This is a genomic window from Marinobacter sp. SS13-12 (genome assembly GCF_030227115.1).
Classification (GTDB): Bacteria; Pseudomonadota; Gammaproteobacteria; order Pseudomonadales; family Oleiphilaceae; genus Marinobacter.
In genome coordinates this window covers 39498-65833 of the sequence record NZ_JASSUA010000002.1, presented here as the reverse complement: position 1 = coordinate 65833, position 26336 = coordinate 39498, and the positions used below count along the sequence as shown (strand labels likewise).

The 26336-nt window shown below is 58.9% G+C and carries 23 protein-coding genes and 1 pseudogene; 8 read left to right on the top strand and 16 right to left on the bottom strand.

Annotation, left to right across the window (positions count from 1 at the left end; all coding sequences use genetic code 11):
- The first annotated feature begins 64 nt into the window (after positions 1–64).
- Complete coding sequence (gene paaZ / locus QPL94_RS13265; RefSeq protein ID WP_285358017.1) at positions 65–2110, top strand: phenylacetic acid degradation bifunctional protein PaaZ; 2046 nt, start codon at positions 65–67, stop codon at positions 2108–2110.
- Positions 2111–2176: 66 nt separating this feature from the next.
- Here the strand turns inward: paaZ and QPL94_RS13260 are convergent, their stop codons facing one another.
- A complete protein-coding gene (locus QPL94_RS13260; RefSeq protein WP_285358015.1) occupies positions 2177–2656 on the bottom strand; it encodes an Lrp/AsnC family transcriptional regulator in 480 nt (159 codons plus the stop codon).
- A gap of 156 nt (positions 2657–2812) precedes the next feature.
- Here QPL94_RS13260 and QPL94_RS13255 point away from each other — a divergent pair, with 156 nt between their 5' ends.
- Entirely contained in the window at positions 2813–6331 is a 3519-nt protein-coding gene (locus QPL94_RS13255) for an indolepyruvate ferredoxin oxidoreductase family protein (protein ID WP_285358013.1), read from the top strand.
- A gap of 60 nt (positions 6332–6391) precedes the next feature.
- Here QPL94_RS13255 and QPL94_RS13250 read toward each other — a convergent pair whose 3' ends face one another.
- The 6 genes and pseudogenes from QPL94_RS13250 to QPL94_RS13225 form a co-directional block, all read right to left on the bottom strand.
- On the bottom strand, positions 6392–7096 hold the full coding sequence (locus QPL94_RS13250) for an ABC transporter ATP-binding protein (protein ID WP_285358708.1): 705 nt from the start codon (positions 7094–7096) through the stop codon (positions 6392–6394).
- A 210-nt stretch (positions 7097–7306) separates the two neighbouring features.
- A pseudogene (locus tag QPL94_RS13245) lies at positions 7307–7735 on the bottom strand (hemerythrin domain-containing protein); the annotation flags it as partial.
- 38 nt (positions 7736–7773) lie between these two features.
- Positions 7774–8532: an ABC transporter ATP-binding protein gene (locus QPL94_RS13240; protein ID WP_285358012.1), complete on the bottom strand. Its 759-nt coding sequence runs from the start codon at positions 8530–8532 to the stop codon at positions 7774–7776.
- The gene (locus tag QPL94_RS13235; protein ID WP_285358011.1) at positions 8529–9536 is read right to left on the bottom strand and encodes a branched-chain amino acid ABC transporter permease; all 1008 of its coding nucleotides are present in this window, start codon (positions 9534–9536) and stop codon (positions 8529–8531) included. Before QPL94_RS13235 ends, QPL94_RS13240 begins: the two co-directional genes overlap by 4 nt.
- Positions 9536–10411 (bottom strand): branched-chain amino acid ABC transporter permease, encoded by an 876-nt coding sequence (locus QPL94_RS13230; RefSeq protein WP_150993466.1) that lies wholly within the window; start codon positions 10409–10411, stop codon positions 9536–9538. Before QPL94_RS13230 ends, QPL94_RS13235 begins: the two co-directional genes overlap by 1 nt.
- A gap of 79 nt (positions 10412–10490) precedes the next feature.
- Positions 10491–11648, bottom strand: a complete 1158-nt coding sequence (locus tag QPL94_RS13225) for an ABC transporter substrate-binding protein (protein WP_285358008.1) — start codon at positions 11646–11648, stop codon at positions 10491–10493.
- Positions 11649–11955: 307 nt separating this feature from the next.
- Between QPL94_RS13225 and paaX the strand changes: the two genes are divergently transcribed.
- Positions 11956–12918: a phenylacetic acid degradation operon negative regulatory protein PaaX gene (paaX, locus tag QPL94_RS13220; RefSeq protein ID WP_285358007.1), complete on the top strand. Its 963-nt coding sequence runs from the start codon at positions 11956–11958 to the stop codon at positions 12916–12918.
- A gap of 32 nt (positions 12919–12950) precedes the next feature.
- Here paaX and QPL94_RS13215 read toward each other — a convergent pair whose 3' ends face one another.
- Positions 12951–14138: a YbfB/YjiJ family MFS transporter gene (locus tag QPL94_RS13215; RefSeq protein ID WP_285358006.1), complete on the bottom strand. Its 1188-nt coding sequence runs from the start codon at positions 14136–14138 to the stop codon at positions 12951–12953.
- A 45-nt stretch (positions 14139–14183) separates the two neighbouring features.
- On the bottom strand, positions 14184–14972 hold the full coding sequence (locus QPL94_RS13210; RefSeq protein WP_285358005.1) for an acyl-CoA thioesterase: 789 nt from the start codon (positions 14970–14972) through the stop codon (positions 14184–14186).
- Between the two features lie 197 nt (positions 14973–15169).
- On the opposite strand from QPL94_RS13210, the gene QPL94_RS13205 reads away from it, so the two are divergent.
- Entirely contained in the window at positions 15170–16681 is a 1512-nt protein-coding gene (locus QPL94_RS13205) for a DEAD/DEAH box helicase (RefSeq protein ID WP_285358004.1), read from the top strand.
- Between the two features lie 9 nt (positions 16682–16690).
- On the opposite strand, the gene QPL94_RS13200 is transcribed toward QPL94_RS13205, so the two are convergent.
- The 4 genes from QPL94_RS13200 to QPL94_RS13185 all read right to left on the bottom strand — a co-directional run bounded on the left by QPL94_RS13200 (position 16691) and on the right by QPL94_RS13185 (position 19912).
- On the bottom strand, positions 16691–17206 hold the full coding sequence (locus tag QPL94_RS13200) for a dihydrofolate reductase (protein ID WP_285358002.1): 516 nt from the start codon (positions 17204–17206) through the stop codon (positions 16691–16693).
- A 271-nt stretch (positions 17207–17477) separates the two neighbouring features.
- Entirely contained in the window at positions 17478–18317 is an 840-nt protein-coding gene (locus QPL94_RS13195) for a thymidylate synthase (protein WP_285358000.1), read from the bottom strand.
- Positions 18314–19102: a prolipoprotein diacylglyceryl transferase gene (gene lgt / locus QPL94_RS13190; RefSeq protein WP_285357999.1), complete on the bottom strand. Its 789-nt coding sequence runs from the start codon at positions 19100–19102 to the stop codon at positions 18314–18316. Before lgt ends, QPL94_RS13195 begins: the two co-directional genes overlap by 4 nt.
- A gap of 15 nt (positions 19103–19117) precedes the next feature.
- On the bottom strand, positions 19118–19912 hold the full coding sequence (locus QPL94_RS13185) for a sulfite exporter TauE/SafE family protein (RefSeq protein WP_285358707.1): 795 nt from the start codon (positions 19910–19912) through the stop codon (positions 19118–19120).
- 85 nt (positions 19913–19997) lie between these two features.
- Here QPL94_RS13185 and QPL94_RS13180 point away from each other — a divergent pair, with 85 nt between their 5' ends.
- From QPL94_RS13180 to dxs, 4 genes are all read left to right on the top strand, one after another.
- Positions 19998–20783, top strand: a complete 786-nt coding sequence (locus tag QPL94_RS13180; protein WP_285357997.1) for an NRDE family protein — start codon at positions 19998–20000, stop codon at positions 20781–20783.
- 48 nt (positions 20784–20831) lie between these two features.
- Complete coding sequence (locus QPL94_RS13175; RefSeq protein WP_137437402.1) at positions 20832–21086, top strand: exodeoxyribonuclease VII small subunit; 255 nt, start codon at positions 20832–20834, stop codon at positions 21084–21086.
- Complete coding sequence (locus tag QPL94_RS13170) at positions 21086–21985, top strand: polyprenyl synthetase family protein (protein ID WP_285357995.1); 900 nt, start codon at positions 21086–21088, stop codon at positions 21983–21985. The genes QPL94_RS13175 and QPL94_RS13170 overlap by 1 nt, the downstream gene beginning before the upstream one ends.
- Before the next feature lie 143 nt (positions 21986–22128).
- Positions 22129–24063: a 1-deoxy-D-xylulose-5-phosphate synthase gene (gene dxs, locus QPL94_RS13165; protein WP_285357994.1), complete on the top strand. Its 1935-nt coding sequence runs from the start codon at positions 22129–22131 to the stop codon at positions 24061–24063.
- A gap of 17 nt (positions 24064–24080) precedes the next feature.
- On the opposite strand, the gene ribA is transcribed toward dxs, so the two are convergent.
- The 3 genes from ribA to QPL94_RS13150 form a co-directional block, all read right to left on the bottom strand.
- The gene (gene ribA / locus QPL94_RS13160) at positions 24081–24695 is read right to left on the bottom strand and encodes a GTP cyclohydrolase II (protein ID WP_285357993.1); all 615 of its coding nucleotides are present in this window, start codon (positions 24693–24695) and stop codon (positions 24081–24083) included.
- Positions 24696–24805: 110 nt separating this feature from the next.
- A complete protein-coding gene (moaC, locus tag QPL94_RS13155; RefSeq protein WP_285357991.1) occupies positions 24806–25294 on the bottom strand; it encodes a cyclic pyranopterin monophosphate synthase MoaC in 489 nt (162 codons plus the stop codon).
- Positions 25295–25371: 77 nt separating this feature from the next.
- The gene (locus tag QPL94_RS13150; protein ID WP_285357990.1) at positions 25372–26334 is read right to left on the bottom strand and encodes a Nudix family hydrolase; all 963 of its coding nucleotides are present in this window, start codon (positions 26332–26334) and stop codon (positions 25372–25374) included.
- Positions 26335–26336: the final 2 nt, after the last annotated feature.

The following is a 26336-nucleotide window of genomic DNA, read 5'->3' as shown; positions in this document are numbered from 1 at the left end:
GAGCAAGGCAAGCCCCGCACACACGGGGCTTGCCTTGGCGTTTCAGAAACAAACGGAGTTCCCCATGTCAGTCCTGAAAAGTTTCATCGCCGGCCAGTGGGTCGGTGAAAAGCCCGCCAAGGCTTTGCCCAGCGCCGTCAACGGCGAAATCGTGGCGCACACCCACGACGATACACTCGATTTCGGGAAAGCCGCAGAGTACGGCCGCAAGGTCGGCGGCAAGAACCTGATGGCCATGGATTTCCAGGAGCGTGCCCTGGCCCTGAAGGCCATGGCCATGTACCTCCAGGAACACAAGAAAGAGCTTTACGCACTGTCGATGCATACCGGTTCTACCAAGGGCGATAACGGCATTGATATCGATGGCGGTTTCGGCACCCTGTTCTCCTATGCCAGCATGGGCCGCCGCGAATTGCCCTCCGGCAACGTGGTGCATGAAGGCCCGGTGACCCCACTGGGCAAGAACAACCACTTTGCCGGCACCCATATCCTGGTGCCCCGTGGCGGTGTGGCCGTGCACATCGATGCCTATAACTTCCCGGTGTGGGGCATGCTGGAAAAATTCGCGCCGACCTTCCTGGCGGGCATGCCCTCCATTGTGAAACCGGCCACCTCTACCTGCTATGTCACCGAACTCGCCGTTCGCCTGATGCAGGAATCCGGCGCCCTGCCTGAAGGCAGCCTGCAGCTTATCATCGGCAGCACCGGCGACCTGTTCGATCACCTTGAAGAGCAGGACGTCGTCACCTTCACTGGCTCGGCGGCAACCGCTCGCAAGCTCAAGAATCATCCGAACATCATCAACCGTTCGATTCCGTTCAACGCCGAGGCCGACTCACTGAACAGTGCCATCCTGGCGCCGGACGTGACTCCCGAGCACGAAGAATTCGATATCTTTGTGAAGGAAGTGGGCCGCGAGATGACGGCGAAGGCGGGACAGAAGTGTACGGCTATCCGCCGGGTCCTGGTACCGAAAGACCAGGTAGATGCTGTCTGCGAGAAACTCAAGGAGCGCCTGTCGAAAGTCACCGTCGGCGATCCTGCGGTCGAGGGCGTTCGCATGGGCGCCCTGGCCTCCACCGACCAGCTTGAAGACGTCAAAGCCAACATCCGGGAACTGCTGAAAACCAGCGAACGTGTCATGGGTGGCGAAGGCAGCTTCAAACCGACTGGAGAGGGCACCGAGAACGGTGCGTTCATCGAGCCGCACGTGCTGCTGTGCCGGAACCCCGAAAATGGGTGTGGCGCGCATGACATCGAGGCTTTTGGCCCGGTAGCAACGGTGATTCCCTACGACACCATTGAGGACGCAGTGTCTTTGTGCGCCCAGGGTCGGGGCTCACTGGTCACCACCCTGACCACCCGGGATCCCGCCATTGCCGGCAGAATCGCTCCCCTGCTTGCGGCCTTCCACGGACGTCTGCACCTGCTGGATGCCGAAGCTGCGAAGGAGTCCACCGGCCACGGTTCACCCCTGCCCATGCTCAAGCATGGCGGCCCGGGTCGCGCCGGTGGTGGCGAAGAACTCGGTGGTATCCGTGCAGTCCATCATTACCTGCAGAGAACGGCGATCCAGGGCTCCCCGACCATGCTGGCAGCGGTCACCCGCGAGTATGTCCGTGGTGCTGATCTGATTGAAACCGACGTGCACCCATTCCGTCGCCACTTTGAAGACCTGCAGATCAATGAATCCCTGCTGACTCACCGACGCACGGTCACCGAAGCGGATATTGTCAACTTCGGCTGCCTGTCCGGCGACCATTTCTACATGCACTTTGATGAAATTGCAGCGCGGGACTCACAGTTCGGCAAGCGCATTGCCCATGGCTACTTCGTGCTTTCTGCGGCGGCCGGACTGTTCGTTTATCCGGGCGAAGGCCCGGTTCTGGCGAACTACGGTCTGGACACTCTGCGCTTTATTGAGCCGGTTGCCCCGGGAGACACCATCCGGGCGCGGCTGACCTGCAAGCGCAAGATCGATCAGGGGCGGACATCCCCGGATGGACACCCCCAGGGCGTAGTAGTCTGGGATGTTCAAGTTCAGAACCAGAACGACGAACTGGTTGCAAGCTACGACATCCTGACACTGGTTGCCAAAAAGCCCGAGTAACACCGGGCTACCGCTCTTACTCCCCGCCCTGCGGGGGGATACGTTCAGGTTCGCATTATTGACGTCTCATACCAGGCCATCCACCGGGATGGTCTCGGTATTCTTGATCTCCCGCAAAGCAAAGTTTGAATTCACCTGTGCAATGCCCTGCAAGGTAAAGATCTTTTCATTCAGAAAGCGGTCATAGCTGGCCATATCCGGCACGATAACCCTCAGTACGAAATCGGCATTGCCGGTCACCGCAAAACACTGGAGTACCTCCGGGTAACTGCTGACCTGCTGTTCAATCTCTGCAGTGCTGTCGATCGTGTGCCGCTGTAATGACAGGTTGACCAGCACGCACAAACCCTGGCCGATGCGATCGGGGTCCAACCGTGCGCTATATCCCCGAATGACACCGCTTTCCTCCAGAGTCCGTACCCGCCGCCAGCAGGCCGCAGGCGACAACCCCACCTGCTCTGCCAGTAACTGGTTACTGATGCGCCCGTCCTGCTGAAGCACCGACAGGATCCGCCGATCCAGTTTGTCGAGATTGACCTGTTTCATTTGGTAACACCTGATTTTTATCAAAGGTTCTTGCTTAATATTGTCTTTTATCAAACATCCTTTCGCAAACCCCGACAACCCTCACCCAATAAGCAAGCACCTTCTGCGGACTTCCCTCTAGAATTCTGGTTATAAAATCGACAAAAGGAGGGCACCATGTCCGCCGACACCCCGCAGCTCGACAATTACAAACTGGAAGACCGCTACCTGCGGGAATCAGGCCGGGTTTTCCTGACCGGAACACAGGCTCTGGTCCGCATCCCTTTGATGCAGGCCACCCTGGATCGTAAGCAGGGGCTGAACACCGCCGGCATGGTCAGTGGCTACCGGGGTTCCCCCCTGGGTGCCTACGACCAGGCGCTCTGGCAGGCCCAGACCCTGCTCGATGAAAATCGTATCGATTTCGTGCCAGCGATTAACGAAGACCTGGCTGCCACCATCATGCTGGGCACCCAGCAGGTAGAGACCGATGATGACCGGCAGGTGGATGGCGTATTCGGCCTCTGGTATGGCAAAGGCCCCGGGGTTGACCGCGCTGGCGATGCCCTCAAACACGGCACCACCTACGGTTCATCCCCCCACGGCGGTGTCTTGGTGGTTGCCGGTGATGATCATGGCTGCGTGTCCTCCTCCATGCCCCACCAGTCCGATGTGGCATTCATGAGTTTCTTCATGCCCACCATCAACCCGGCCAGCCTGGCCGAGTACCTGGAATTCGGCCTCTGGGGCTATGCCCTGTCCCGTTACAGCGGCTGCTGGGTGGGTTTCAAGGCAATATCGGAAACGGTTGAAAGCGCGGCCTCCGTGGAGCTGCCCCCGCTGCCGGAGTTTGTCACGCCCGATGACTTCACCGCGCCCGAAAGCGGCCTCCACTACCGCTGGCCGGACCTGCCCGGGCCCCAACTGGAAACCCGGATCGAACACAAGCTGGCCGCCGTGCAGGCCTTCGCCAGGGCCAACCCCATTGACCGCTGCCTGTACAACAACCCGGAAGCCCGTTTCGGCATTGTAACCACCGGCAAGGGTCACCTGGACCTGCTCGAAGCCCTCGATCTGTTGGGCATTGATGAAGACAAGGCCCACGACATGGGGCTGGATATCTACAAGATCGGTATGGTCTGGCCTCTGGAGCGGCGCGGCATTCTCAACTTCGTTCATGGCAAGGAAGAAGTCCTGGTCATTGAAGAAAAGCGGGGCATCATCGAGAGCCAGATCAAGGAAACCATGTCCGAGCCGGACCGCCCCGGCAAAGTGCTGATTACCGGCAAACAGGATGAGCTCGGCCGCCCGCTGATCCCCTACGTGGGTGAACTGAGCCCTAAACTGGTGGCCGGTTTCCTGGCTGCCAGGCTTGGCCGGTTCTTCTCGCTGGACTTCAGCGAGCGCATGGCCGAGATCAGCGCCATGTCCAATGCCCAGGACCCGGGTGGTGTAAAGCGGATGCCCTATTTCTGCTCCGGCTGCCCCCACAACACGTCCACCAAGGTCCCGGAAGGCAGCAAGGCTCTGGCCGGCATAGGCTGCCACTTCATGGCCTCCTGGATGGGCCGCAACACGGAATCCCTGATTCAGATGGGTGGCGAAGGCGTCAACTGGATCGGCAAGAGCCGTTATATCGGTAACCCCCACGTGTTTCAGAACCTGGGTGAAGGCACCTATTTCCACTCCGGCTCCATGGCCATCCGCCAGGCCGTGGCGGCAGGCATCAACATCACCTACAAGATACTGTTCAACGATGCCGTGGCCATGACTGGCGGCCAGCCGGTCGATGGACAGATCACCGTGCCCATGATTGCCCAGCAGATGGCAGCCGAAGGTGTTCGCAGGGTCGTGGTGCTCAGTGATGAGCCGGAAAAATACGATGGCCATAAAGACCAGTTCCCGAAGGACGTCACCTTCCACGATCGCTCCGAACTGGATACGGTTCAGCGCGAATTGCGGGACATTCCGGGATGCACCGTGCTGATCTACGACCAGACCTGTGCCGCTGAAAAGCGCCGGCGCCGCAAGCGCAATCAGTTCCCGGACCCGGCAAAGCGGGCATTCATCAACCATCACGTCTGCGAGGGTTGTGGCGATTGCTCGGTGCAGTCCAACTGCCTCTCCGTTGTGCCCCGCAAAACCGAGCTGGGCCGTAAGCGCAAGATCGACCAGTCTTCGTGCAACAAGGACTTTTCCTGCGTCAACGGCTTCTGCCCCAGCTTTGTCACCATTGAAGGCGGGCAGCTGCGCAAATCCCGGGGTATGGACACCGGCTCGGTACTGACCGGCAAACTGGCCAACATTCCTGCTCCGGAACTGCCGGCGATGACCGGCTCCTATGACCTGCTCGTTGGCGGCGTCGGTGGCACAGGCGTGGTCACCGTGGGACAGCTGATCACCATGGCCGCGCACCTGGAATCCCGGGGTGCCTCGGTACTGGATTTCATGGGCTTCGCCCAGAAGGGTGGCACCGTTCTGAGCTATGTGCGCATGGCGCCGTCTCCGGACAAGCTCCACCAGGTTCGGATCAGCAACGGCCAGGCCGATGCGATTATCGCCTGTGACCTGGTGGTGGCGTCCTCCCAGAAAGCCCTGAGTGTACTGAGGCCGAATCACACCCGGATTGTAGCCAACGAAGCGGAACTGCCTACCGCCGATTACGTGCTCTTCCGCGATGCCGACATGAAGGCCGACAAGCGACTGGGCCTGCTCCGAGATGCGGTCGGTCAGGACCATTTCAATCAGCTCGACGCCAATGGCATCGCCGAGAAGCTGATGGGCGACACCGTATTCTCCAACGTGATGATGCTCGGCTTTGCCTGGCAGAAAGGACTGCTGCCCCTGTCTGAAGCGGCCTTGATGAAGGCCATCGAGCTCAACGGCGTGGCGATTGATCGCAACAAGGAAGCCTTCGGCTGGGGCCGCGTGGCCGCTGTTGATCTGAGCGCGGTAACGGACTTGCTGGACACCGGCGGCGCGAAGGTTGTGAACGCCCAGTCCGAGCCGACCCTTGATGAGCTGATCGAGACCCGTCATGGCCATCTGGTCAACTATCAGAACCGGCGCTGGGCCGATCAGTACCGGGCCAGTGTTGCGGAAGTCCGGAAGGCCGAGGAAGCCCTGGGACAGACAAACCTGCTCCTGACCCGGGCCGTGGCGCAGCAACTGTATCGCGTCATGGCCTACAAGGACGAGTACGAAGTGGCCCGGCTGTTCGCGGAAACCGACTTCATGAAGGAAGTGAAGGAAACCTTTGAAGGTGACTTCAAGGTCCACTTTCACCTGGCCCCGCCCCTGCTCAGCAAGGAAACCGATGCCCAGGGACGTCCGAAGAAGCGCCGATTCGGTCCCTGGATGTTCCGGGCCTTCAGGCTGCTGGCAAAATTCCGCAGCCTGCGCGGAACCGCGGTGGATCCCTTCAGTTACTCAGCAGACCGGAAGCTGGATCGCGCCATGTTGAAGGACTATCAAAACCTGGTGGCTCGTATTGGCCGGGAACTGGACGCCAGCAACTACGAAACTTTCCTGCAACTGGCCGAGCTGCCAGCCGACGTCAGGGGCTACGGGCCGGTGCGCGAACAGGCAGCAGAAGGCATCCGGGAAAAACAGACCCAGCTGATCAAGGCGCTGGACACTGGCCGCTCCACCCTCATCCGTACCCAACCGGCCGATAAGGAAGCGAACCATGTTTGAGACCCTCAAGCCGCTGCCACAGGACCCGATCCTGCAACTGATGCAGACATTCCGGGAACATCACATGCCCAGGTACGCCTCACGAACTTTCTCATTGCTGAGCAGTTCACGGCCAGTGCCCTCAATAACCACTTTGCCGGTTTCAAGCACATAACCACGGTCGGCCAGAGCCAGCGCCTGGGACGCATTCTGCTCCACCAGGAAAATGGTGATGCCCTCTTCCTTCAACTCTTTGACGATGTTGAAGATCTCTTCGATGATCAACGGCGCCAGGCCCATGCTGGGCTCATCCATAAGCAACAACCTTGGCTTGGCCATCAGGGCCCGCCCCATGGCCAGCATCTGCTGTTGACCTCCGGACAGCTCACCGGCCAGGTTGTGGCGCTTCTGGCGAAGGATGGGGAACTTGGTGTACATGCGCTCCAGGTCATCCATCACCTCAGGCGTCTTGCCACGCGTGTAGGCGCCCAGCAAAAGGTTGTCATGAACACTGAGGTCCTTGAACACCTGTCTCCCCTCCGGCACCTGAACAATGCCATCGGCCACCCGCTGATCGGCAGGGATCTTCGCCAGATCCTTGCCCTCAAAGGTGATCGCGCCACGGTCTGTAGGCTGCAGCCCCGAGATCGTCATCAGCAGTGTGGATTTGCCAGCTCCGTTGGCGCCCACCAGGGAGACAATCTCGCCACTGTTGATGTGGATGTCCACATCATGCAGAACCTCGATCTGGCCATAGGACGTGACAAGCCCCTTGATGGACAGCATTTCCTGTTTTGCGTGAGGCGCAGTCACCCGGTCTGCGTGCTTGAGACCCAGCCCCCCGAATTTCTCCGGTGTGTAACTGACAATCTGGTGGCGCAGCTCCCGGAACTCTTCCCGCACCCGTTCACCAAACAAGGGGTCGTTTTCCACATCCCGCGCTTCGATGATCTGCTGCCAGTCTTCCTCGGTCAGCAGTTTCCGGGCCCGGGGAATAACCACGCCCTCTTCCTTGCGGATATGCTTGCGAAGGGCTTCCGTGAAACGTGCCAGGGCATGACTGAATTCCTCACGCCCTTCCGGCCAGCCTTCTTCGCATTCCGCCAGCAGCTGGCGCAACTCAAGAAGCTTTTCATGCCCGATCACATAGCCCTTGGCCAGCTTCTCAAGCAGGGGCGCTGTCTCGGGGGACTTCTCACTGAGCCGCTTGTAGAGCTCAATGTCCGTGGGCGTACTGTGCACCCGCTGGGAGAAGTGCTGAATGTAATCAAAGATTGTCTTGAGCAGCCGCTCATCCGGCCGCTGGTCATTGACATTCATATCACTCAGAAGCTGATCCAGCAGATCAAGGATCCGCCACAGCGCCTGATGTTCGTGCACAATAATTCGGACGGCCTGCTCACTGCGTGACCGGGCAGGCGCCATTTCAGTCTGTTGCTCGCTCATGTGAAATGTCTCCTTGCTCAGCCACCCAGATAGGCGGCGATAACGTCAGGGTTCTGACGGATTTCCTCGGGCGTGCCTTCGGCCAGAACGCGACCATAGTTAAGCACCAGCAACCGGTCGGATATCCCCATCACCAGTTTCATATCGTGCTCAACCAGCATCACGGTTATGCCCTGATCCGCTATTTTCCGGATCAGGTCCTCCAGGGCTGCGGTCTCCGTGGCGTTCAGGCCTGCGGCCGGCTCATCCAGCAGGATGACCTTGGGTTCCGCCGCCAGGGCCCGGGCAATCTCCAGTCGCTTGAGCGCACCGTAGGACATCGCAGAGGCTTCGGCACCCACGTACTCGCCACACCCCACGTATTCCATGAGTTCAGCGGCGCGCTTGTACGCAAACTCCTCGTCCCGGCGTAAAGCGGGCAAGCGGAACAGTGTGGTGAACAGGTTGCTCTTGAGCTGAAGGTGCCGGCCGAGCATCACGTTCTCGATGGCGGTCATGTTCATACAGATCTGCATCTGCTGAAACGTCCGGCACATACCCCGTTCCGCAAGCTCGTTTGGTTCCAGCCTGGCGGTACTCTCACCATTCAGCAGAATCTCACCCTTGGTGGGGATATAGAGACCGGTGATCAGGTTGAACAGCGTGGTTTTTCCGGCACCGTTCGGGCCGATGACAGAATAGACCTGCCCCGCCTCCACGGCGAAGCTGACGCCTTCCACCGCATGAACGCCACCAAAGGCCTTGTCCAGCCCTTTTACTTCAACCAGTGCTGTCATGCCTCACCTCCCGCTTTCTTGCGCATTCTTTTGGAAACAACGGCAGTCAGCGTTGGTAACAGCCCCTTGGGCATGAAGATCATGGTCAACATCAGGATCAGGCCGAACATGACAGTCTCGAGTTCCTGGAAGTCCGCCAGCACCTGCGGCAACAGCTTCAGCACCACGGCACCGAGAATCACACCGAATGTGGATCCCATGCCACCGAGCACAACCATGGTGATAAAGAGAATGGAGAACTCGAAGCTTGCCACTGCGGGCGTGATAAAGCCCTGGAAGTGAGCGTAGAGGCCACCCATCAGGCTGGCGTAAATGGCAGAGATCACGAACACGAGGCTTTTGTACTTCGCTGTATTGACGCCCACCACACTGGCCGCCACTTCCGAACCATGCACGGAGCGCAAGGCCCGGCCAATGGGAGATTCAATCAGGTTCAGGGCAAACCAGACCGCCACGAGAAGAACAGCACTGGCGAACATATACCAGGCCTGAACGCCGGAAATCTCCAGCCCGAATAATGAGTATGCGCCAAATGAACTGAGCTCCCAGCCGAACACTTCGAAAGCCGGGACCGGCATACCGTCGGGGCCGCCGGTAATGGCCCGTTCGTTGTTCAGGATAATGGCAATAATAAAACCCACTGCAAGGGTTGCCATGGAGAGGTAATGCCCTTTAAGACGCAGGATCGGACGCCCGACAACCCAGGCAATAATCCCAACAACGGCAGCACCTGCCAGCAGCGCCGGCACAGACGGCCAGCCATAGGTTCCCGTAGCTATCCCTGTGAAGTAGGCGCCGAGACCAAAGAACCCGGCGTGACCAAGGCTGATCTGCCCCGCAAAGCCTACCAGCAGGTTCAGGCCGACCACCGTAGCGGCAATAATGGCTATCTGGGTAGCCAGCTCATAATGAAAGGGGTTGCTCAGAAAAGCCGGCACAACAATCAGGATCAGTGTGAGAACCATCAGGCCCCGGAGACGGGACTGCATAAATCGATTCAACATCAGACACGCTCCACAACTTTGGCGCCGAAGAGTCCGCGGGGCATGAAGAAGAGCACCAACAGAATCATGGAAAACGCGACTGCATCCTTGTAATCGGAAGAGATATAACCGGCCGCCATGGCTTCAACAATGCCCAGGGCCAGGCCACCGACAACCGCACCGACACCGCTGCCAAGCCCGCCAATCGCTGCAGCGACAAAACCTTTCAGGCCGAGAATGATCCCGATGTCATAGGAAGTGAAGGTAATTGGTGCGACGACAATACCGGCGACCGACCCCAACAACGCAGACACCATGAATGCCAGCATCAACACCATCTGGGTGCGGATACCCACCAGGCGAGCTGCTTCCTTGTTCATGGAGGTTGCCAGAATCGCCTTGCCAATCAGCGTCTTGGTGAAGAAAAGCACCAAGGCTACGACCATCACCGCACCAATACCCAGCACCCACAGGCTCTGGCTGTTCAGCACCGCGCCAAACACCTGGATAGGCTGGTCCGTGCTGAAGTTCTGCATCACATGGTATTCCTTGCCCCATACCACCTGGGCAATACCGCGAATAAAGATGGATGCACCAATGGTAATGATGATCAGGGTTACCACATCCGCCTGTTTGGCGGGCGCAATGGCCAGGCGCTGAAGGGCAATCCCCAGCACACCGGCCAGAATGATTGCCAGCACGACTGCAAACACCATGGGTACGCCCATGGCCGTGAGGGAAACTGTCGCCATGCCCCCGATCATCAGGAATTCGCCCTGGGCAAAGTTGATGACATGGCTGGCGTTGTAAATCAGGGTAAAACCGAGGGCTATCAGGGCGTAGGTCGCACCGATAGTAATCCCGGTGAACAGGTATTGTAAGAATTCTGCGAGCATAGCGGTGGTTCCGGTCGAACATCGGCTGGCGACTTATCCGAAAGGACAGCCGCCAACCGCGAGACAGGTGAAAGGGATATCAGTTAATCAGTTTCCATTCGCCGTTCTGGACTTCCAGAATGCGGAAGGAATCTGCATCAAGGCCATTGTGGTCTTCCGGAGACATATTGAATTCACCGGTCACACCAACATAGCCCTGGATATTTTCCAGCGCGTCACGAACAGCCTCAGGGTCAGTAGAGCCCGCTTCTTCAATAGCGCGAACCGCCAGCATCAGGCCGTCGTAGGCGTAGGCGCCAAAGGTTGAAACCTTGGAGTCCCAGCGAGCTTCGTACTCTGCCTTATAGTTCTGCACCACTTCTTTCTGTGGGTCATCGTTCGGCAGGGAATCCGGAACCAGCAGCGGAGATGCCGGCAGGCGGAGGCCTTCGGCAGAGGATCCAGCCAGTTCGAGGAAGCTGTCAGACGCCACACCGTGGGACTGATAGAACGGAAGTTCCATACCCAGCTGGGCGTAGTTCCGGGTCACGATGGCCGGGCCCTGACCGAAACCGAAGTTCAGAACCGCCTCAACACCCTTCGTGTTACGGATATTGGTCAACTGGGCGGTCATGTCTGTATCAGATCCGCTGTAGGTGACATCGGCCACCACTTCCATGCCCATCTTCTCTGCCACTTCCAGAGTCTGGGTGCGGCCGGAACTGCCAAAACCACCGGTACCGGAAATCAGGCCGATTTTGGTGATACCACGGTCTTTCATGTCACTCAGGATACGCTCTGCTGCCATGCGGTCAGATTGAGGTGTCTTGAACACCCACTTCTTCACCGGGGTAGTAATCACTACGGCACCAGCCAGAGAAATGAACGGAACCTGTGCCTGCTCGATCAGCGGAACCGCTGCCATGGTAGCACCGGTGGTGCTGCCACCAACGATGATATCAACCTGGTCCGAGCGGATCAGGCGGCTGGCGAAGTTACGGGCAGAAGAAGCGTTGCCAACGTCGTCATAGTGAATCAGCTCCAGCTGACGCCCCAGAACACCGCCTTCTTCATTGATTTTTTCGACGTACATCTCGAGCGTTTTCAGCTCGGGGTCGCCCAGGAAGGATGCCGGACCCGTGACAGACAGGAACGACCCGATTTTGATAGGTTCAGCTGCCTGGGCACTCATCATCATGAGACCGGCAGCAGCAACGGCTGCGCATTTTCCTGCGCGACGCATCATAGTTTTAAGCATTGTTTTTGTTCTCCCGAATTGTGCAGGGGCTTGAGTATGTTTTGTTACTTCATCCTTGATCACACCAATCCTGTTTTCTTCGCTCCCGGTAAAATTCGATACCATTGACGAATATCAAACGAAGTTATTGTATCATAACTTCCATGTCAACCGATTTCAGGGGGTCCGGCCAAGGCTCTTTCAGTAAAGCTGACGCTGACGCAACCCGCCAGCACGGCAATCAGAGAGACAAGCCTTTACCTGACACGTAAGACCCGCATAATACGCGCAACGTGTTTCATTGATTCTTATTTGCGAACCCAGTGCCATGACTGCAAAAAACCAGCTCGAACTGCTCGTCGAAAACTTCCAGAAGAAACGGCCACTCCGCGCCGGCTCTCTCATCATTACCATCTATGGCGACGCCATCGTCCCCCGCGGCGGCAATGTCTGGCTTGGCAGCCTGATGAAACTGGTAGAACCCATGGGCATCAGTCAGCGTCTGGTACGCACCTCGGTGTATCGCCTGGTTCAGGAATCATGGCTGCAAACGGAAAAGGTCGGGCGCTGCAGTTACTACAGCCTCACCGGCCCCGGCCTGCGTCGGTTCGAGCAGGCCTTTCAGCACGTTTACAATCTCGATACGGCGGAGTGGAACGGCAGTTGGTGCCTTGTCTACCTGAATCAGCTGGCTCCGGAACTTCGTCAGAAAGTCAGGGAAGAACTGAAGTGGCTCAGCTTCGGCAGTATGGCCCCGGGGCTGATGGAGCACCCGAGGTTTACCCGCAACGAACTGATGCCCATGCTGCAGGAATGGGGTGCCGTGGACGACACCATCGTGATGCAGACCATGCCCATGGAGCAGAAGAGTCCCAGAGCACTTCGCCTCCAGGTTCGCGAAAGCTGGAATCTGGATGAACTCGGGGGTCGTTACAGGCGCTTTCTGAAACAGTTCCGCCCCTTGTGGCGGGAGCTTCAGTCTGAAGACACCCTTAACCCGGAGGAATGTCTGCTTCTGCGGATCCTGCTGATCCACGAGTATCGCAAGATACTGCTTCGTGACCCCCTGCTGCCCGATGAATTGTTACCGGGGGACTGGGAGGGTCGCAGCGCCAAGCAGCTTTGTCGCAACCTTTACCGCCAGATCTATGTGCGCGCCGAGCATTGGCTGGACGAGACTCTGGAGAATGCTTCCGGCCCTTTGCCAGGGCCGGGTGAGAAGTTCTACAAACGCTTCGGTGGCCTGCGTGATTCAGGCGCCCTCAGCGAAGCCCTGCCCGAAATGGAATAACCGTACCCCGATGCAGATAGCCTCGGCCGTTATCAGCAGGAGCTCGCAGAGGTGCCCTGCCCCCGTTGTTCCATTTTTCGCGCCAGGTGCAGCATCACCACACCGAGCGCCATCACCATCAGGGTAAGCCAGAGGCCGTTGGTGTAGTTACCTTCTACATCGGCCAGGTAACCTACCACAGCAGGCGCCAGCATCTGGGCTATGCCATAGCTGAACGTCAGCCGGCTCATCGGCCGGGATGGATTCTCGGGGAAAACACGCCCCACCATCGCCAGCATCATGCTGACAATCCCGATAAAACTGGCGCCATAGATCACGGCACTGAGCATCACGCCTATCAGGTCGGCGTTGACAATCAGCATCACGATACTGACGGCGTTAAGCGTGTACGCCAGATACAACGCCAGCCACTGCCCCCACCGACGCGAGAACACATCCCACAGCCAGCAGGCCGGCGTGGCAGCAAGACCGACAACCAGCCAGATCAGCCAGCCGTGACCCTTGAGCTGCGGCATTGACTCCGCAATAGCCACCAGGAAGGTGGCTGTCACCACATAGCCCACCCCCGCGCAAAAATAGGCCAGCTGCAATATGCGGATGAAGCGGCTCCGCTCATTCCCTGCAGCTTTGCCTGCAGTTTGCGGCAAGGCGCAGGCCCTGTAGTCCGGCATCCAGCGCCAGGCGGGAATCACCAGCACCAACGCCACCAACCCGTAAATCACCCACTGGGTATCCCAGGTAAAGGCATCCTTGATCAGCTCGGCCACCACCGCCGTAAGAACAATCCCGAGACCGATGCCAGAAAAGAAAACCCCCAGCTCGGACTTCTGATTGTTCCTGATCAGCCAGCTCATCAGCAGACCGGCCCCCAACAACATGCCGGCTGAGGTGCTGAGTCCGGAAATGAACCGCAAAATGAACCACAACCACACATTGGTGGTGTACCCCATAAGAACCGTTGAAATCACTGCCACAACAAGCCCGAGCTGGTACAGCCTTACCTTGAGCCCTAGATCGCTGATCCGGGTGATAAGCAACGCACCCGTCAGGTAGCCGGCGTAATTCACCGTCGCCAGCATGCCCACCACGGACGTACTCAGGCCAAGCGCGCCGACCATCTCGGGAATCATCGGCGTATAGGAGAACCGGGCAATGCCCACCATGACCACAACCGCAATCACGCTGGCCACCAGCACTTTCATCGTTTCGACGGGTTTCACGGGGATTCCTTACCTCAAAGACAGGGATGAACGTTGGTATTGTCGCTATCCAAATACCGTTACCGTTTGCCGGCTCAGAGCTACCAGCTCTCCGCGTGCAGTCCAGATCCCTGCATGAGTGTGGCCATATCCGGAACTTGCCTCGTCAATCGTCGCCTTGTACAGCAACCAGTCTCCTGGCTCCAGAACCGGCCTGGGATGAACGATATCCAGCGCCCAGGCCAGGGAACTGGTTTTCACCCGTCCTTTTACGTAGGGCAAAACAGCAGGCGGCCAGGCATCAACGAGGGCAATAATGTGCGCGTCTGAAAAGGTTTCCGGAGTCTTCCTGAACTGCATCCAGCCACCAAGCTCGCGGCCACCCTTGCCACTGAACGGCAGATTACCAAAAGCCCAGCGCATTTCGATCTGCTGGATAAACTCCGGAGTCACACCCTTGATATAATCCAACCCGTTACATTGGTCTACCGGTTTCGCTTCCGGCGCCGGTAAGGCGCCCACCTGCACTTCAGACTCCCTGTCGCCACCAAAACTGGCAAGAACCATCAGCCTGGGCTCGCCACCCTGAACAATGCGCCCCAACACCTGGCTGACAGCCTTACCTTCACGCAGAAGTTCGGCCTCGACCGTCGCAGGCTCCTCCGGCGTTACCGGGCCCACAAAAGACACCTGCATGGACCGCATTGGCCGGCCAGGCGCAACAGCATTCGCCATCCGGTCAAACACAAGCGCCGCACTCACACCACCAAACGAGGCTCGGCCCTGGGCCCACGATGACGGGATGGTCACTTCGCCACCCTTTGCGGCCACTTCCAATAACTTTTCGAAATTCATCAGCTTGCCTTATTAGCATCCTATCCGATTCAATCCGGAGATTGCCGAATATCCGCCAGCAACGCAACTCCGGCTCCGGCAACTACCTACCGCCCCACAGGCATTAGCCGTGTTAAAGACTCAAGAAACCAGTTATAATCCGAGCCACATCATGCATTGCATTGCAATGCTTTACCCTTCGAATTCCGAGTACATTAATGTCTGACTTGTCTTTTGCCGAACTCGGCCTGGATCCAGCTGTCCTTGAAGCTGTTGCCGCCGTCGGTTATGAAAAACCTTCTCCCATACAGGCCCAGACCATTCCTGCGCTGTTGGCCGGCAAGCATCTTCTGGGTGTTGCCCAGACCGGCACCGGGAAGACCGCGGCCTTTGCGCTGCCACTGCTGAGCCGCATTGACGCCTCCCTTATGGAGCCGCAGATTCTGGTCCTGGCACCCACACGGGAGCTGGCCATCCAGGTGGCCGAGGCGTTTACCACCTACGCCAGCAAATTCCGTAACTTTCATGTGTTGCCGATATACGGTGGCCAGGATTTCTTTCCTCAGATCAAAGGCCTGCGCCGCGGCGCACAGGTAATCGTGGGAACCCCCGGCCGCATGCTGGACCACCTGCGCAAAGGCACCCTGAAGCTCGACAGCCTCAAGGCCCTGGTGCTGGACGAAGCCGACGAGATGCTTCGCATGGGCTTCATCGATGACGTGGAAGCGATTCTGGCGAAGACACCGGAAAATTGTCAGCGCGCACTGTTCTCAGCGACCATGCCGCCGCAGATCAAGAAAGTGGCCCAGACCTATCTGCGCGATGCCACGGAAGTAAAAATCGAGAGCGAGACCCGAACGGTTGAGCGTATTTCCCAGTTTGTATTGCCGGTTTATGCCGAACGCAAGCTGGATGCGCTGACACGCATTCTTGAAGTGGAGCCGCTGGACGCCGCCATTATCTTCGTGCGTACCAAAGCGGAAACCACGCTGCTGGCGGAAAAGCTGTCAGCCCGTGGACATTCAGTGGCACCGCTGAATGGCGACCTGAACCAGCGCCAGCGTGAGCAGACGGTGGATGACCTCAGGCGTGGCAAGAAAGATATCATCGTGGCAACTGACGTAGCTGCGCGCGGCCTGGACGTGCCCCGCATTACCCACGTCATCAACTACGACGTGCCCTACGATACGGAAGCCTATATCCACCGGGTAGGCCGTACCGGCCGCGCCGGCCGGGAAGGCAAGGCGATTTTGCTGGTGACTCCCCGCGAGCGCAGCTGGCTGCGCACGCTTGAGCGTGCCACCAACTCGCCGATGGAATCCTACCAACTGCCTTCGCCCGTAGAGCTGAAGAAGATGCGCGAACAGCAGTTCGAAACGCAGCTGCTGGGTTTTGCTGAGGACGGTAAACTGGCCAAGGCGATGGCGCTGCTGGATGAAATTGCCGAGCGCAATGAAATGGACACGGCAATGGTGGCCGGTGCCCTGGCCTGCTGGCTGGAAGCGTCCCAGCCCGGCTCACTGCCGCTGGATCAGCCGGAGGCCTTGCCGGAAATTTCCGCCAATGCGCCGCCGCGTCGGGACCACAAGGGTGGCCGTCCTGGTGGCAAGCCCGGGTACAAGCCAGGCTTCAAGAAAGGCCCCAAGGGCCGTGGTGGACCCGGCCCGAAGGGCAAGCCCCCGGGCAAGGGCGGCAAACCCGCCGGTAAGCGCCCGCCCCGTCAGGGCTAATCCAGGCGCTCAGGACTGTTTCAGTCGCTGATAGACTACGAAGCTGTAGTCGTAAGGGTTGTTGTCGGACGCGGAGAAATCCTCCCGTCCGATTTCTTCCCACTCATCCCAGTTCACTTCCGGAAAGAATGCGTCTCCCTCCACGTCAGCGTGCACCTGGGTAATATAGATTCGATCCACCATCGGCAAGGCTTCGGCGTAAATCTGCCCGCCACCGATAATCATCACTTCGTCCCCGCCTTCAATCTCGGCCTGAGCTTCAGCTTTCACCAACGCTTCGTCCAGTGACGTTGCCGCCACTGTTCCCGCGGGCACTTCCCATTCCGGATTCCGTGAAATCACCACGTTCATCCGCCCGGGCAATGGCCGCCCTATGGAATCCCAGGTTTTCCGCCCCATGATAATGGGCTTGCCCATGGTGGCCTGCTTGAAGTACTTCAGGTCACCCGGCAAGTACCACGGCAGCTTGTTGTTTCGGCCGATGACCCGGTTTTGGGACATGGCCACTATGAGTGCTTTCCTCATCGCTTTGACCTCTGGCTTGGGAGCTCCGGATCCGGGGCTCTCGGGCTTTGGGGGCTGCAAGAGGGCGGGAAGATGTGTCCAAAAAACGCCTCAAGGCATCCATGCGCGGCTTGGGCTCCGCCATCCATGGCTCCGCACATTTTTGGACACATCTTCCCGCCCTCTCGCGATTCGACAATTCAGTCGGCTGATCAATGACTACTTCGGGATAAAGCCCCACCCGCTGACCTGCAGCCCCCGAAACCAAAGGGCCGGAAACCAGGCCAGAGGGTCAAACCGCAATAGGCGCCTTGATCCCGGGGTAAGGGTCATACCCGTCAAACTCGAAATCCTCAAGCTCGTATTCAAAGATCGACGAAGGCTTCCGTTTAATCACAAGCTTCGGCAACGCTCGTGGCTCACGCTTTAACTGCTCGAAGACGATATCGTCGGTCAGGTGGTTCTGGTACAGATGGCAATCACCAAACGTGTGAACGAACTCTCCGACATCCAGATCGCACTGCTGGGCGATCATGTGGGTCAGCAGTGCGTAGGACGCGATGTTGAACGGCACGCCCAGGAACAGGTCTGCGCTGCGCTGGTAGAGCTGGCAGGAGAGCCTGCCGTCAGAGACGTAGAACTGGAACAGGCAGTGGCAGGGGGCCAGCGCCATGCGGCCCTGACGCACATTGTCCTGGGGGCCGATGGATTCGTCAGGGAGTTCGGCCGGGTTCCAGGCGGAGACGATCAGCCGGCGGGAATTGGGCTTGTTGCGGATCTGGTCGATCACGTCGCTGATCTGGTCAACGGTGCTGCCGTCCGGGCATTGCCAGCTGCGCCATTGTTTGCCGTAGATCGGCCCCAGATCACCGTTTTCCAGCGCCCATTCGTTCCAGATGGACACTTTGCGCTCTTTCAGCCAGTTGTTGTCGGTGGAGCCCTGCAGGAACCACAACAGCTCCTGGATGATGCTGCGCAGGTGGATTTTTTTGGTGGTCACCAGGGGAAAACCTTCCTGTAGGTTGAAGCGGATCTGGCGGCCGAACACGGAACGGGTACCAACACCGGTGCGGTCACCGCGGTCCATGCCGTTGGCTACCACGTCTTTCATCAGGTCGAGATAGGCTTTCATTCAGCGTTTCTCCGGTAAGCAAAAACAATCAGTGCAACACCCGCGAGGATCATCGGGAATGACAGCACCTGCCCCATGGTGAGCCAGTCAAAAGCCAGATAACCCAGTTGAGGGTCTGGCTGGCGAACAAATTCCACCAGGAAGCGGAAGATGCCATAGCATGCCAGGAACAGGCCCGACACGGCCATGCGGGGCCTGGGTTTGGAGGAGAACCACCACAGGATAATAAAAAATACGACGCCTTCCAGAGCAAACTGGTACAGCTGGGACGGATGTCGCGCCAGGGCATCCGGGGCGGTGCGGAAGACCATGCCCCAGGGAAGGTCCGTGGGCTTGCCCCAGAGTTCGCCATTGATGAAGTTGCCGATGCGGCCAGCGCCCAGGCCCACCGGCACCAGCGGCGCGACGAAGTCGGCGATTTGCCAGAAGGTGCGGTCCACTTTACGGCCGAACCACCAGATGGCGACCATCACGCCCAGCAGGCCTCCGTGGAAGGACATACCTCCCTCCCAGACCCTCACCAACATCAGTGGGTCGGCAGCGAAGGCACCGAAGTTGTAGAAGATCACATAACCAAAGCGGCCACCAAGTATGACACCCAGGGCAATGTAGAAAAGCATGTCACCCATCTGGACTTCGGTGATGGGCGACCAGGGTTTGCGGGCGCGAATGCGGCCCAGCCACCAGCCAACGAGAAAACCAACCAGGTAGGTCAGGCCATACCAGTGTATTTTCATAGGTCCAATGGCAATGGCCACCGGATCAATTTGCGGATGCTGGAGCATCAATAACCCCTCAGGTCATAACAGAAAACGGATACCCACCACGATCAGTACCATGGCGAAGATTTTTTTCAACAGAGCGGCGTCCAGGCGGTGTGCCAGGTTGGCACCGACCCGGGCGAACAATACGCTGGTCAGTACAATACCCAGAAACGCCGGCAAATAAATGAAGCCCACACTGAGGTCCGGCAGATGCGGGTTCTGCCAGCCGGTACCCATATTCGCCAGCGCACCGGCCACAGCAATGGGCAGGCCGCAGGCGGCGGAGGTTCCCACAGCCTGCTGCATTCGGACATTGCACCAGCTCAGGAAAGGTACCGTCAGTGTGCCGCCACCGATACCGAAAATCGCAGATGCCCAACCGATTCCTGCACCTGCGCCACCCAGCCCTACCGAACCGGGTACATCGCGACCGGGTTTCGGATTGACCTCCAGGAGCATTTTCAACGCCACCAGAATGACAAACACACCGATGATCAGTTCCAGCGCATCGCCACTGAGCATGGATGCCGTCCAGGCACCGAGTATCGCACCTACCACGATACCCGCAGTCATTGGGCGAAAAATTTCCCAGCGAACCGCTTGATGAAGGTGATGCGAGCGTATGGAGCTCATTGAAGTGAAGACGATGGTTGCCAGCGACGTTCCCACGGCCAGGTGCGCGGCGATTTCACTACTGACCCCCTGCAGGCCAAAACTGAAGATCAGTACCGGCACAATGACCAGGCCACCACCAATGCCAAACAGGCCCGCCATGGTGCCCGCCAGGGCGCCCAGCGCCAGATAAAGACCAATTACCGCAATCAGGGTCATACTCAGCCACACGCAGAGAATAAAACAGGCTGGTATGATACACATCGACGCCTCTTTGTTCACTCGCGATGGATGAGCCCCCTTCATGTGCCTGATTGTTTTTTCCCTGCGACAGCATCCTGACTTTCCACTGGTGGTGGCGGCCAATCGCGACGAGTTCTTTCGCCGCCCTACCGCGGCCATGGACTGGTGGGCCAGTGAAACCGCCGGGCGGGAGGTCCTTGCGGGTCGGGATCTGCTCTCCGGTGGCACCTGGCTTGCCGTCGACATCAATGGCCAGGTCTGTGCCGTGACCAATGTACGGGAAGGCACGCAGGCACCGGGCACCCACTCCCGGGGCGAACTTCCACTAATGGCCCTTGCCCAGGACAGCGAGACGCTGGAACCCCGGCTTCGGCAACAGAATAACCAATATTCCGGCTTCAACCTGGTCAGCCTGAATACGCAACATGGCTGGTATTTCAGCAATCGCGACGCCCACCCCGGCCGCCACGTTCACCGTGGCATTTATGGTCTCAGCAATCATCTGCTGCAAACACCCTGGCCCAAACTGCTCCGGCTCAGGAACTCGGTTACAGAACTGCTTGAGAGTGCAAGCTCCGGGACGACCGAGGAGCTCCATCAGAACCTGATCACCCGCCTGCAAGACACCACGCCCGCGCCTGACCGGGAGTTGCCGGACACCGGGGTGGGCCGGGAGACAGAGCGGTTCCTTTCGTCTCCGTTTATCATTGGCAGTGATTATGGTACCCGCGCCACCACGGTTGTCACCGTCAGCACCTCCGGTGAGATCCGCGTCACCGAACAGGTCTGGGGGCCTGAGGGCAAAAAGGAAGACGCCAGAGCATTCTGCTGGCAGCGGCCGGCCTGAAGCTTTGATATAATCCGCCAAATTCCGCCAAGCAACCGGAGGCCCCGTATGGCCGGTGAGAAAAGCACGGCGTCCATCGCCGACTTTGAAAAGTCCCTGGATGAGCTGGAAAAACTGGTCCGTGACCTGGAGCAGGGCGAACTGTCCCTGGAGCAGTCACTGACGGCATTCGAACGGGGCGTAAAGCTCACACGCGAGTGCCAGCAGGCACTCAAGACAGCGGAACAGCGAGTGGAGCAGTTGGTGGAAAACAGCGATGGCACACTGGAAACCAGACCTTTTACCCCGGACGAACCTGCCTGATGCCAACACCGAATACCCGCCTGGTGACATTCCTGGAGCATTGCCGCAGCCGGATCGATGCAGAACTGGAGTGCCGGCTGGCCATGTCGGGCAACAGTTCTGAACGCCTTCAACAGGCCATGCGATACAGTGTACTGGGGGGCGGCAAGCGAATTCGACCGGCCCTGTGTCTGGCGGCAGCGGCAGCCGTGGGGCAGTCGCCGGGCAGCGCGACTGTTCCGGCGTGCACCCTGGAGCTGATCCATGCCTATTCGCTGATCCATGATGACCTGCCCGCCATGGATGACGACGAACTGCGTCGGGGCCGGGCCACAACCCATATTGCCTTTGACGAAGCGACCGCCATTCTTGCGGGTGATGCGCTGCAGGCCATGGCATTCGGCTGGCTGGCAGAAGCACCTGGGCTGGATGACCAGATCCGCCTGGCCATGATCAGGGAGCTGGCCTCCGCGAGCGGGCACCTGGGCATGGTGGGCGGCCAGGCTATAGACCTGGAATCGGTCGGCAAGAGCCTGACCATCGACCAGCTGGAGACCATGCATCGCCACAAGACCGGAGCCCTGATTGCCGCCAGCGTGCGGATAGGCGCACTGACTGCTCCCGATGTTGGCGAGGAGCAACTGGCAGCCCTTACGATTTATTCACAAACCCTGGGGCTTGCCTTCCAGGTGCAGGATGATCTTCTGGATATTGAAGGTGATACGACCGTCATCGGCAAACCCCAGGGATCGGACCTCGCCCGCTCCAAACCTACCTACCCGTCACTGCTTGGCACTGCCGGCGCCAGGGACTACTTGTCCCAGCTGCTGGATTCGGCACTGTCCAGCCTTGAGGGGTTCGGCAAGGAAGGCGACATACTCAGAGACATGGCCGGTTACGTGGTGGCCCGTACCCATTGAACCACCACGGCACTGGCATGCACACTGGCACTGAAGGTGGAGGACTGGTGGAGCCCGTCTGGCCCAATCAGTATGAAACCGGGTCCCTTCATCCCCTATAATAGAAACCACATTTTTGAACCACCCGGAAAAGACCCGAGCAGATGCAGGATACATATACTTTCAAGGAAATCCCGTCAAAACGGCCCAACACGCCGCTTCTGGACAGGATAGATGCTCCAGCACAGCTGCGGGAGCTGGCAGATGACCAGCTCACCCAGCTGGCAAGGGAATTGCGCGCGTTTCTGCTATGGTCGGTAGGTCAGACTGGCGGACACTTCGGTGCGGGTCTGGGCGTTCTGGAACTGACCGTGGCCTTGCACTATGTCTTTAACACGCCAGAAGACCGTCTGGTGTGGGATGTGGGGCATCAGGCCTACCCTCACAAGATCCTCACCGGTCGCCGCGAACGCATGCACAGCATTCGACGCAAAGACGGCCTGGCGGGTTTTCCCAAACGCGCCGAGAGCGAATACGACACCTTCGGCGTAGGGCATTCCAGCACCTCGATCAGTGCTGCCCTGGGCATGGCCGTGGCCGCGCGCCTGCAGGGTACCGGACGCAAGAGCATCGCCGTGATCGGTGACGGTGCCATGACCGCAGGAATGGCCTTCGAGGCGCTGAATCACGCCGGCCACCTGCATGCCGACATGCTGGTTATCCTCAACGACAACGACATGTCCATTTCCCATAATGTGGGCGGGCTGTCGAACTACTTCGCCAAGTTGCTGGCCAGCCGCACCTACAACCAGGTGCGGGACAGCAGCAAACGGGTACTGCAGGCAGCACCACACCTGATGGCGCTGGCCCGCAAGACCGAGGAACACTTCAAGGGCATGATTGCCCCGGGCACCCTGTTCGAGGAACTCGGCTTCAACTACATCGGCCCCATCGACGGCCATGACCTGCCCCTGCTGGTGGAAACCCTGGAAAATATCCGCGAGCTGGACGGCCCGCAATTCCTGCATGTTGTAACCACCAAGGGCAAAGGCTTCGCGCCCGCCGAAGCCGACCCCGTTGGCTACCACGCCATCAACAAGATCGAGCCGGTGCCCGCCAGCAAACCGGAGCCGGTAGTGCCCAAACCATCGAAGCCCAAGTACGCCAATGTCTTTGGTCAGTGGCTGTGTGACGCCGCAGAGGCGGACGAACGCATCGTCGGCATCACCCCGGCCATGTGTGAGGGCTCTGACCTGCTGGCGTTCTCCCAGCGCTTTCCGGACCGGTATTTTGACGTTGCCATTGCCGAGCAGCACTCGGTTACCTTGGCGGCAGGTCTCGCCTGTGATGGCGCCAAGCCGGTGGTTGCCATCTATTCCACGTTCCTGCAACGGGCCTACGACCAGTTGATCCACGATGTGGCGATACAGAACCTGGATGTACTGTTTGCCATTGACCGCGCTGGCCTGGTGGGCGAAGACGGCCCCACCCACGCCGGTGCTTTCGATATCAGTTACCTGCGGTGCATACCCAATATGATCGTGATGGCACCCTCTGACGAAAACGAAACCCGTCAGTTGTTGCATACGGGCATGCTGTTTGATGGCCCCGCTGCGGTCCGCTACCCGCGGGGAACCGGACCGGGTTCCGAGATTATCAGGGAGCTCGCTCCCCTGCCCATCGGCAAGGGTCGGCTGGCAAGAGAAGGCACGGGCATCGCCATCCTGAACTTTGGCACCTTGCTGACGCCTGCACTGGAAGCCGCCGAAGCACTGGGCGCAACGGTGGCCGATATGCGCTTTGTGAAGCCGCTGGATGAGGAACTGATCCTGTTTCTGGCAGAGCAACACGACCTGCTGGTGACTGTCGAGGAAAATGCGATCGCCGGCGGTGCCGGCAGCGCGGTGGCGGAGTTCCTGAACAGCCGCGGCATCAGTCAGCCCCTGCTGCAGATCGGACTTCCGGATACCTTCATTGATCATGGCAAGCACGGAGAACTGCTGTCTTCCTGCGGCCTGGATGCAGAAGGCATCAGACGTGCTATTGAAGGCCGCCGGGAGCGAATGGAAAACAGCCAGTCACTCAAGGCGGTGAAGTAATGGGACAGCGGGAAGAATCAGACGGTGGGATCGTCGTCCTGATGAGTCTCGAACCAGTGTCCGAGTTTGCTCTGCTTGGTGTTCAGGTAATGCTCGTTGTGGGGGTTACGCCCCACGTGCAGCGGCACACGTTCCGCAATTTCAATACCCAGGTCCGTCAGTGCATCCACTTTGCGGGGGTTGTTGGTCATCAGCCTCAGACTGCTGATGCCCAGATGCTCCAGCATGTCCCGGCACATGGTGTAATCCCGCAGGTCAGCGGCGAAACCGAGTTGCTCGTTGGCTTCAACCGTATCTGCCCCCTGATCCTGCAGATTATAGGCGCGAATCTTGTTCAACAGGCCGATACCCCGGCCTTCCTGGCGTAAGTACATCAGAATGCCACGGCCTTCGCGGGCAATGCTGCGAAGCGCTTCCTCAAGCTGATAGCCGCAATCACAACGCATGCTGTAGAGCGCATCGCCGGTCAGGCATTCGGAGTGTGTCCGTGCCAGCATCGGCTCGGGACTGCCAAGATCACCCAGCGTAAGGGCCACATGTTCCTTCCCGGTGTCCGGCTCCTCAAAACCGTGCATGTCGAAAACGCCGAAAGGGGTAGGCAACCGGCATGTCTGGATGTAACGAACGGCCACAGTGCTTCCTCGTGGTTCAGTCAATCGGGCCGCGCATTCTATCACGTGGCCACCTTCCTGGCGTAGTCTCTGCACGGTCATTCCTCCGGTAATGCTGACGTATACAGCACTTACGAACCGGAGCCTGAAGCAGACCAATGGCCGCTGCGACCGCCCTTCTTCTCCAGCAGGCGGACATTATCCACCACCATACCGCGATCAACCGCCTTGCACATGTCGTAGAGCGTCAGCGCGGCCACACTGGCAGCCGTCAGGGCCTCCATTTCGACCCCCGTCTGCCCCGAGAGTTTACACAGCGTGGCAATATGCACCGACGCACCATCCTTGCCCGGCGTCAGCTCCACTTTAACTGAGGTCAGGTTCAGCGCATGGCACAGAGGAATCAGGTCGTGGGTTTTCTTGGCCGCCATGATGCCTGCCACCCGCGCGACTGCCAGCACATCACCCTTGGGGTGCTGACCCTCAACGATCATGGCGAGGGTTTCAGGCGCCATCCTGATCAGAGCTTCCGCTCTGGCCTCTCGTTCGGTGACGGCCTTGGACGTCACGTCAACCATACGTGCGGCGCCTTTTTCATCAAGATGCGTCAGTTTGCTCACAATCGCTCCAGGGGATCATCGGGTGGGTTTTGGTTTCGCCTATCATACCAGAGGGCACAGGCTCTGCGGCCTGATCATTATCCGACGTCTGACCACCAGAAACTGATACCGGCAATACCCTGGGCACCAGCACGGCGAGCTTCGTCAATATCTGTCAAAGACAGACCGCCCAGCGCATAAACCGGGACTGTCGAGGCCGCTACCAAGGCCCGGAAACGACGCCAGCCCATACCGGGCGCGCCAGGATGGGAGGGGGTAGGATTTACCGGGCCAAGGGTAATGAAATCTGCCTGTAACTGTACCGCATGGGCAATTTCCCCTTCATTGTGACAGGAGACCGCCAGCAGGTAATTGTCAGCGATGGGGCGGGTGGCAAACTGCCTGGCTTCACGCCACGGCAGATGCACACCCCGGGCCTGCGGAAGATGTTCGATCAGGGAGGGGGACCCGTGCAGCATCAGCATGGAATCGGATGCCTGACAGATTTCCAGTGCCCGGTCTGCCAGCCGGGTGTACGCCTCGATGCTTAACTCCGGGGCCCTGAGCAGCGTAAATTCCGGTCCACCACTTTCCGCGCTTTGCTGTAGCCTCCTGAGAAGAACATCCTCGTTTTCTGCCGTGCCGGTAATGGCATATTGGCGGGGGAGTCGCAGCGCACGGATAATCGGCCGGTTCGCAACGGGGAAATCCACATCGGTCAGCTCGCGGACATCAAGCCAGCGTATTTCCTGACCCTCGCGGCCCTCTGGATCTCCCTCGGCTGAAGACGTTTCCCAGACATCGAGAAACACCCGCTTGTCGCCGTAGTCGTGGCGAACCTCTATGACCGGCTCAAGGGACTCCGGGGCAATTCGCAACCCGGTTTCTTCCCGGATTTCCCTGACCAGTGCCTGTTGAACCGTCTCGCCCTCTTCCACCTTGCCCCCCGGAAACTCCAGAAGGCCGCCCTGGTGGACATGCTCGGGGCGGCGGGCGATCAGCACTTTGCCGTTGCGGAAAATGACTCCCACCGCAACGTGTATTTCCGGAACAACGGCCATGA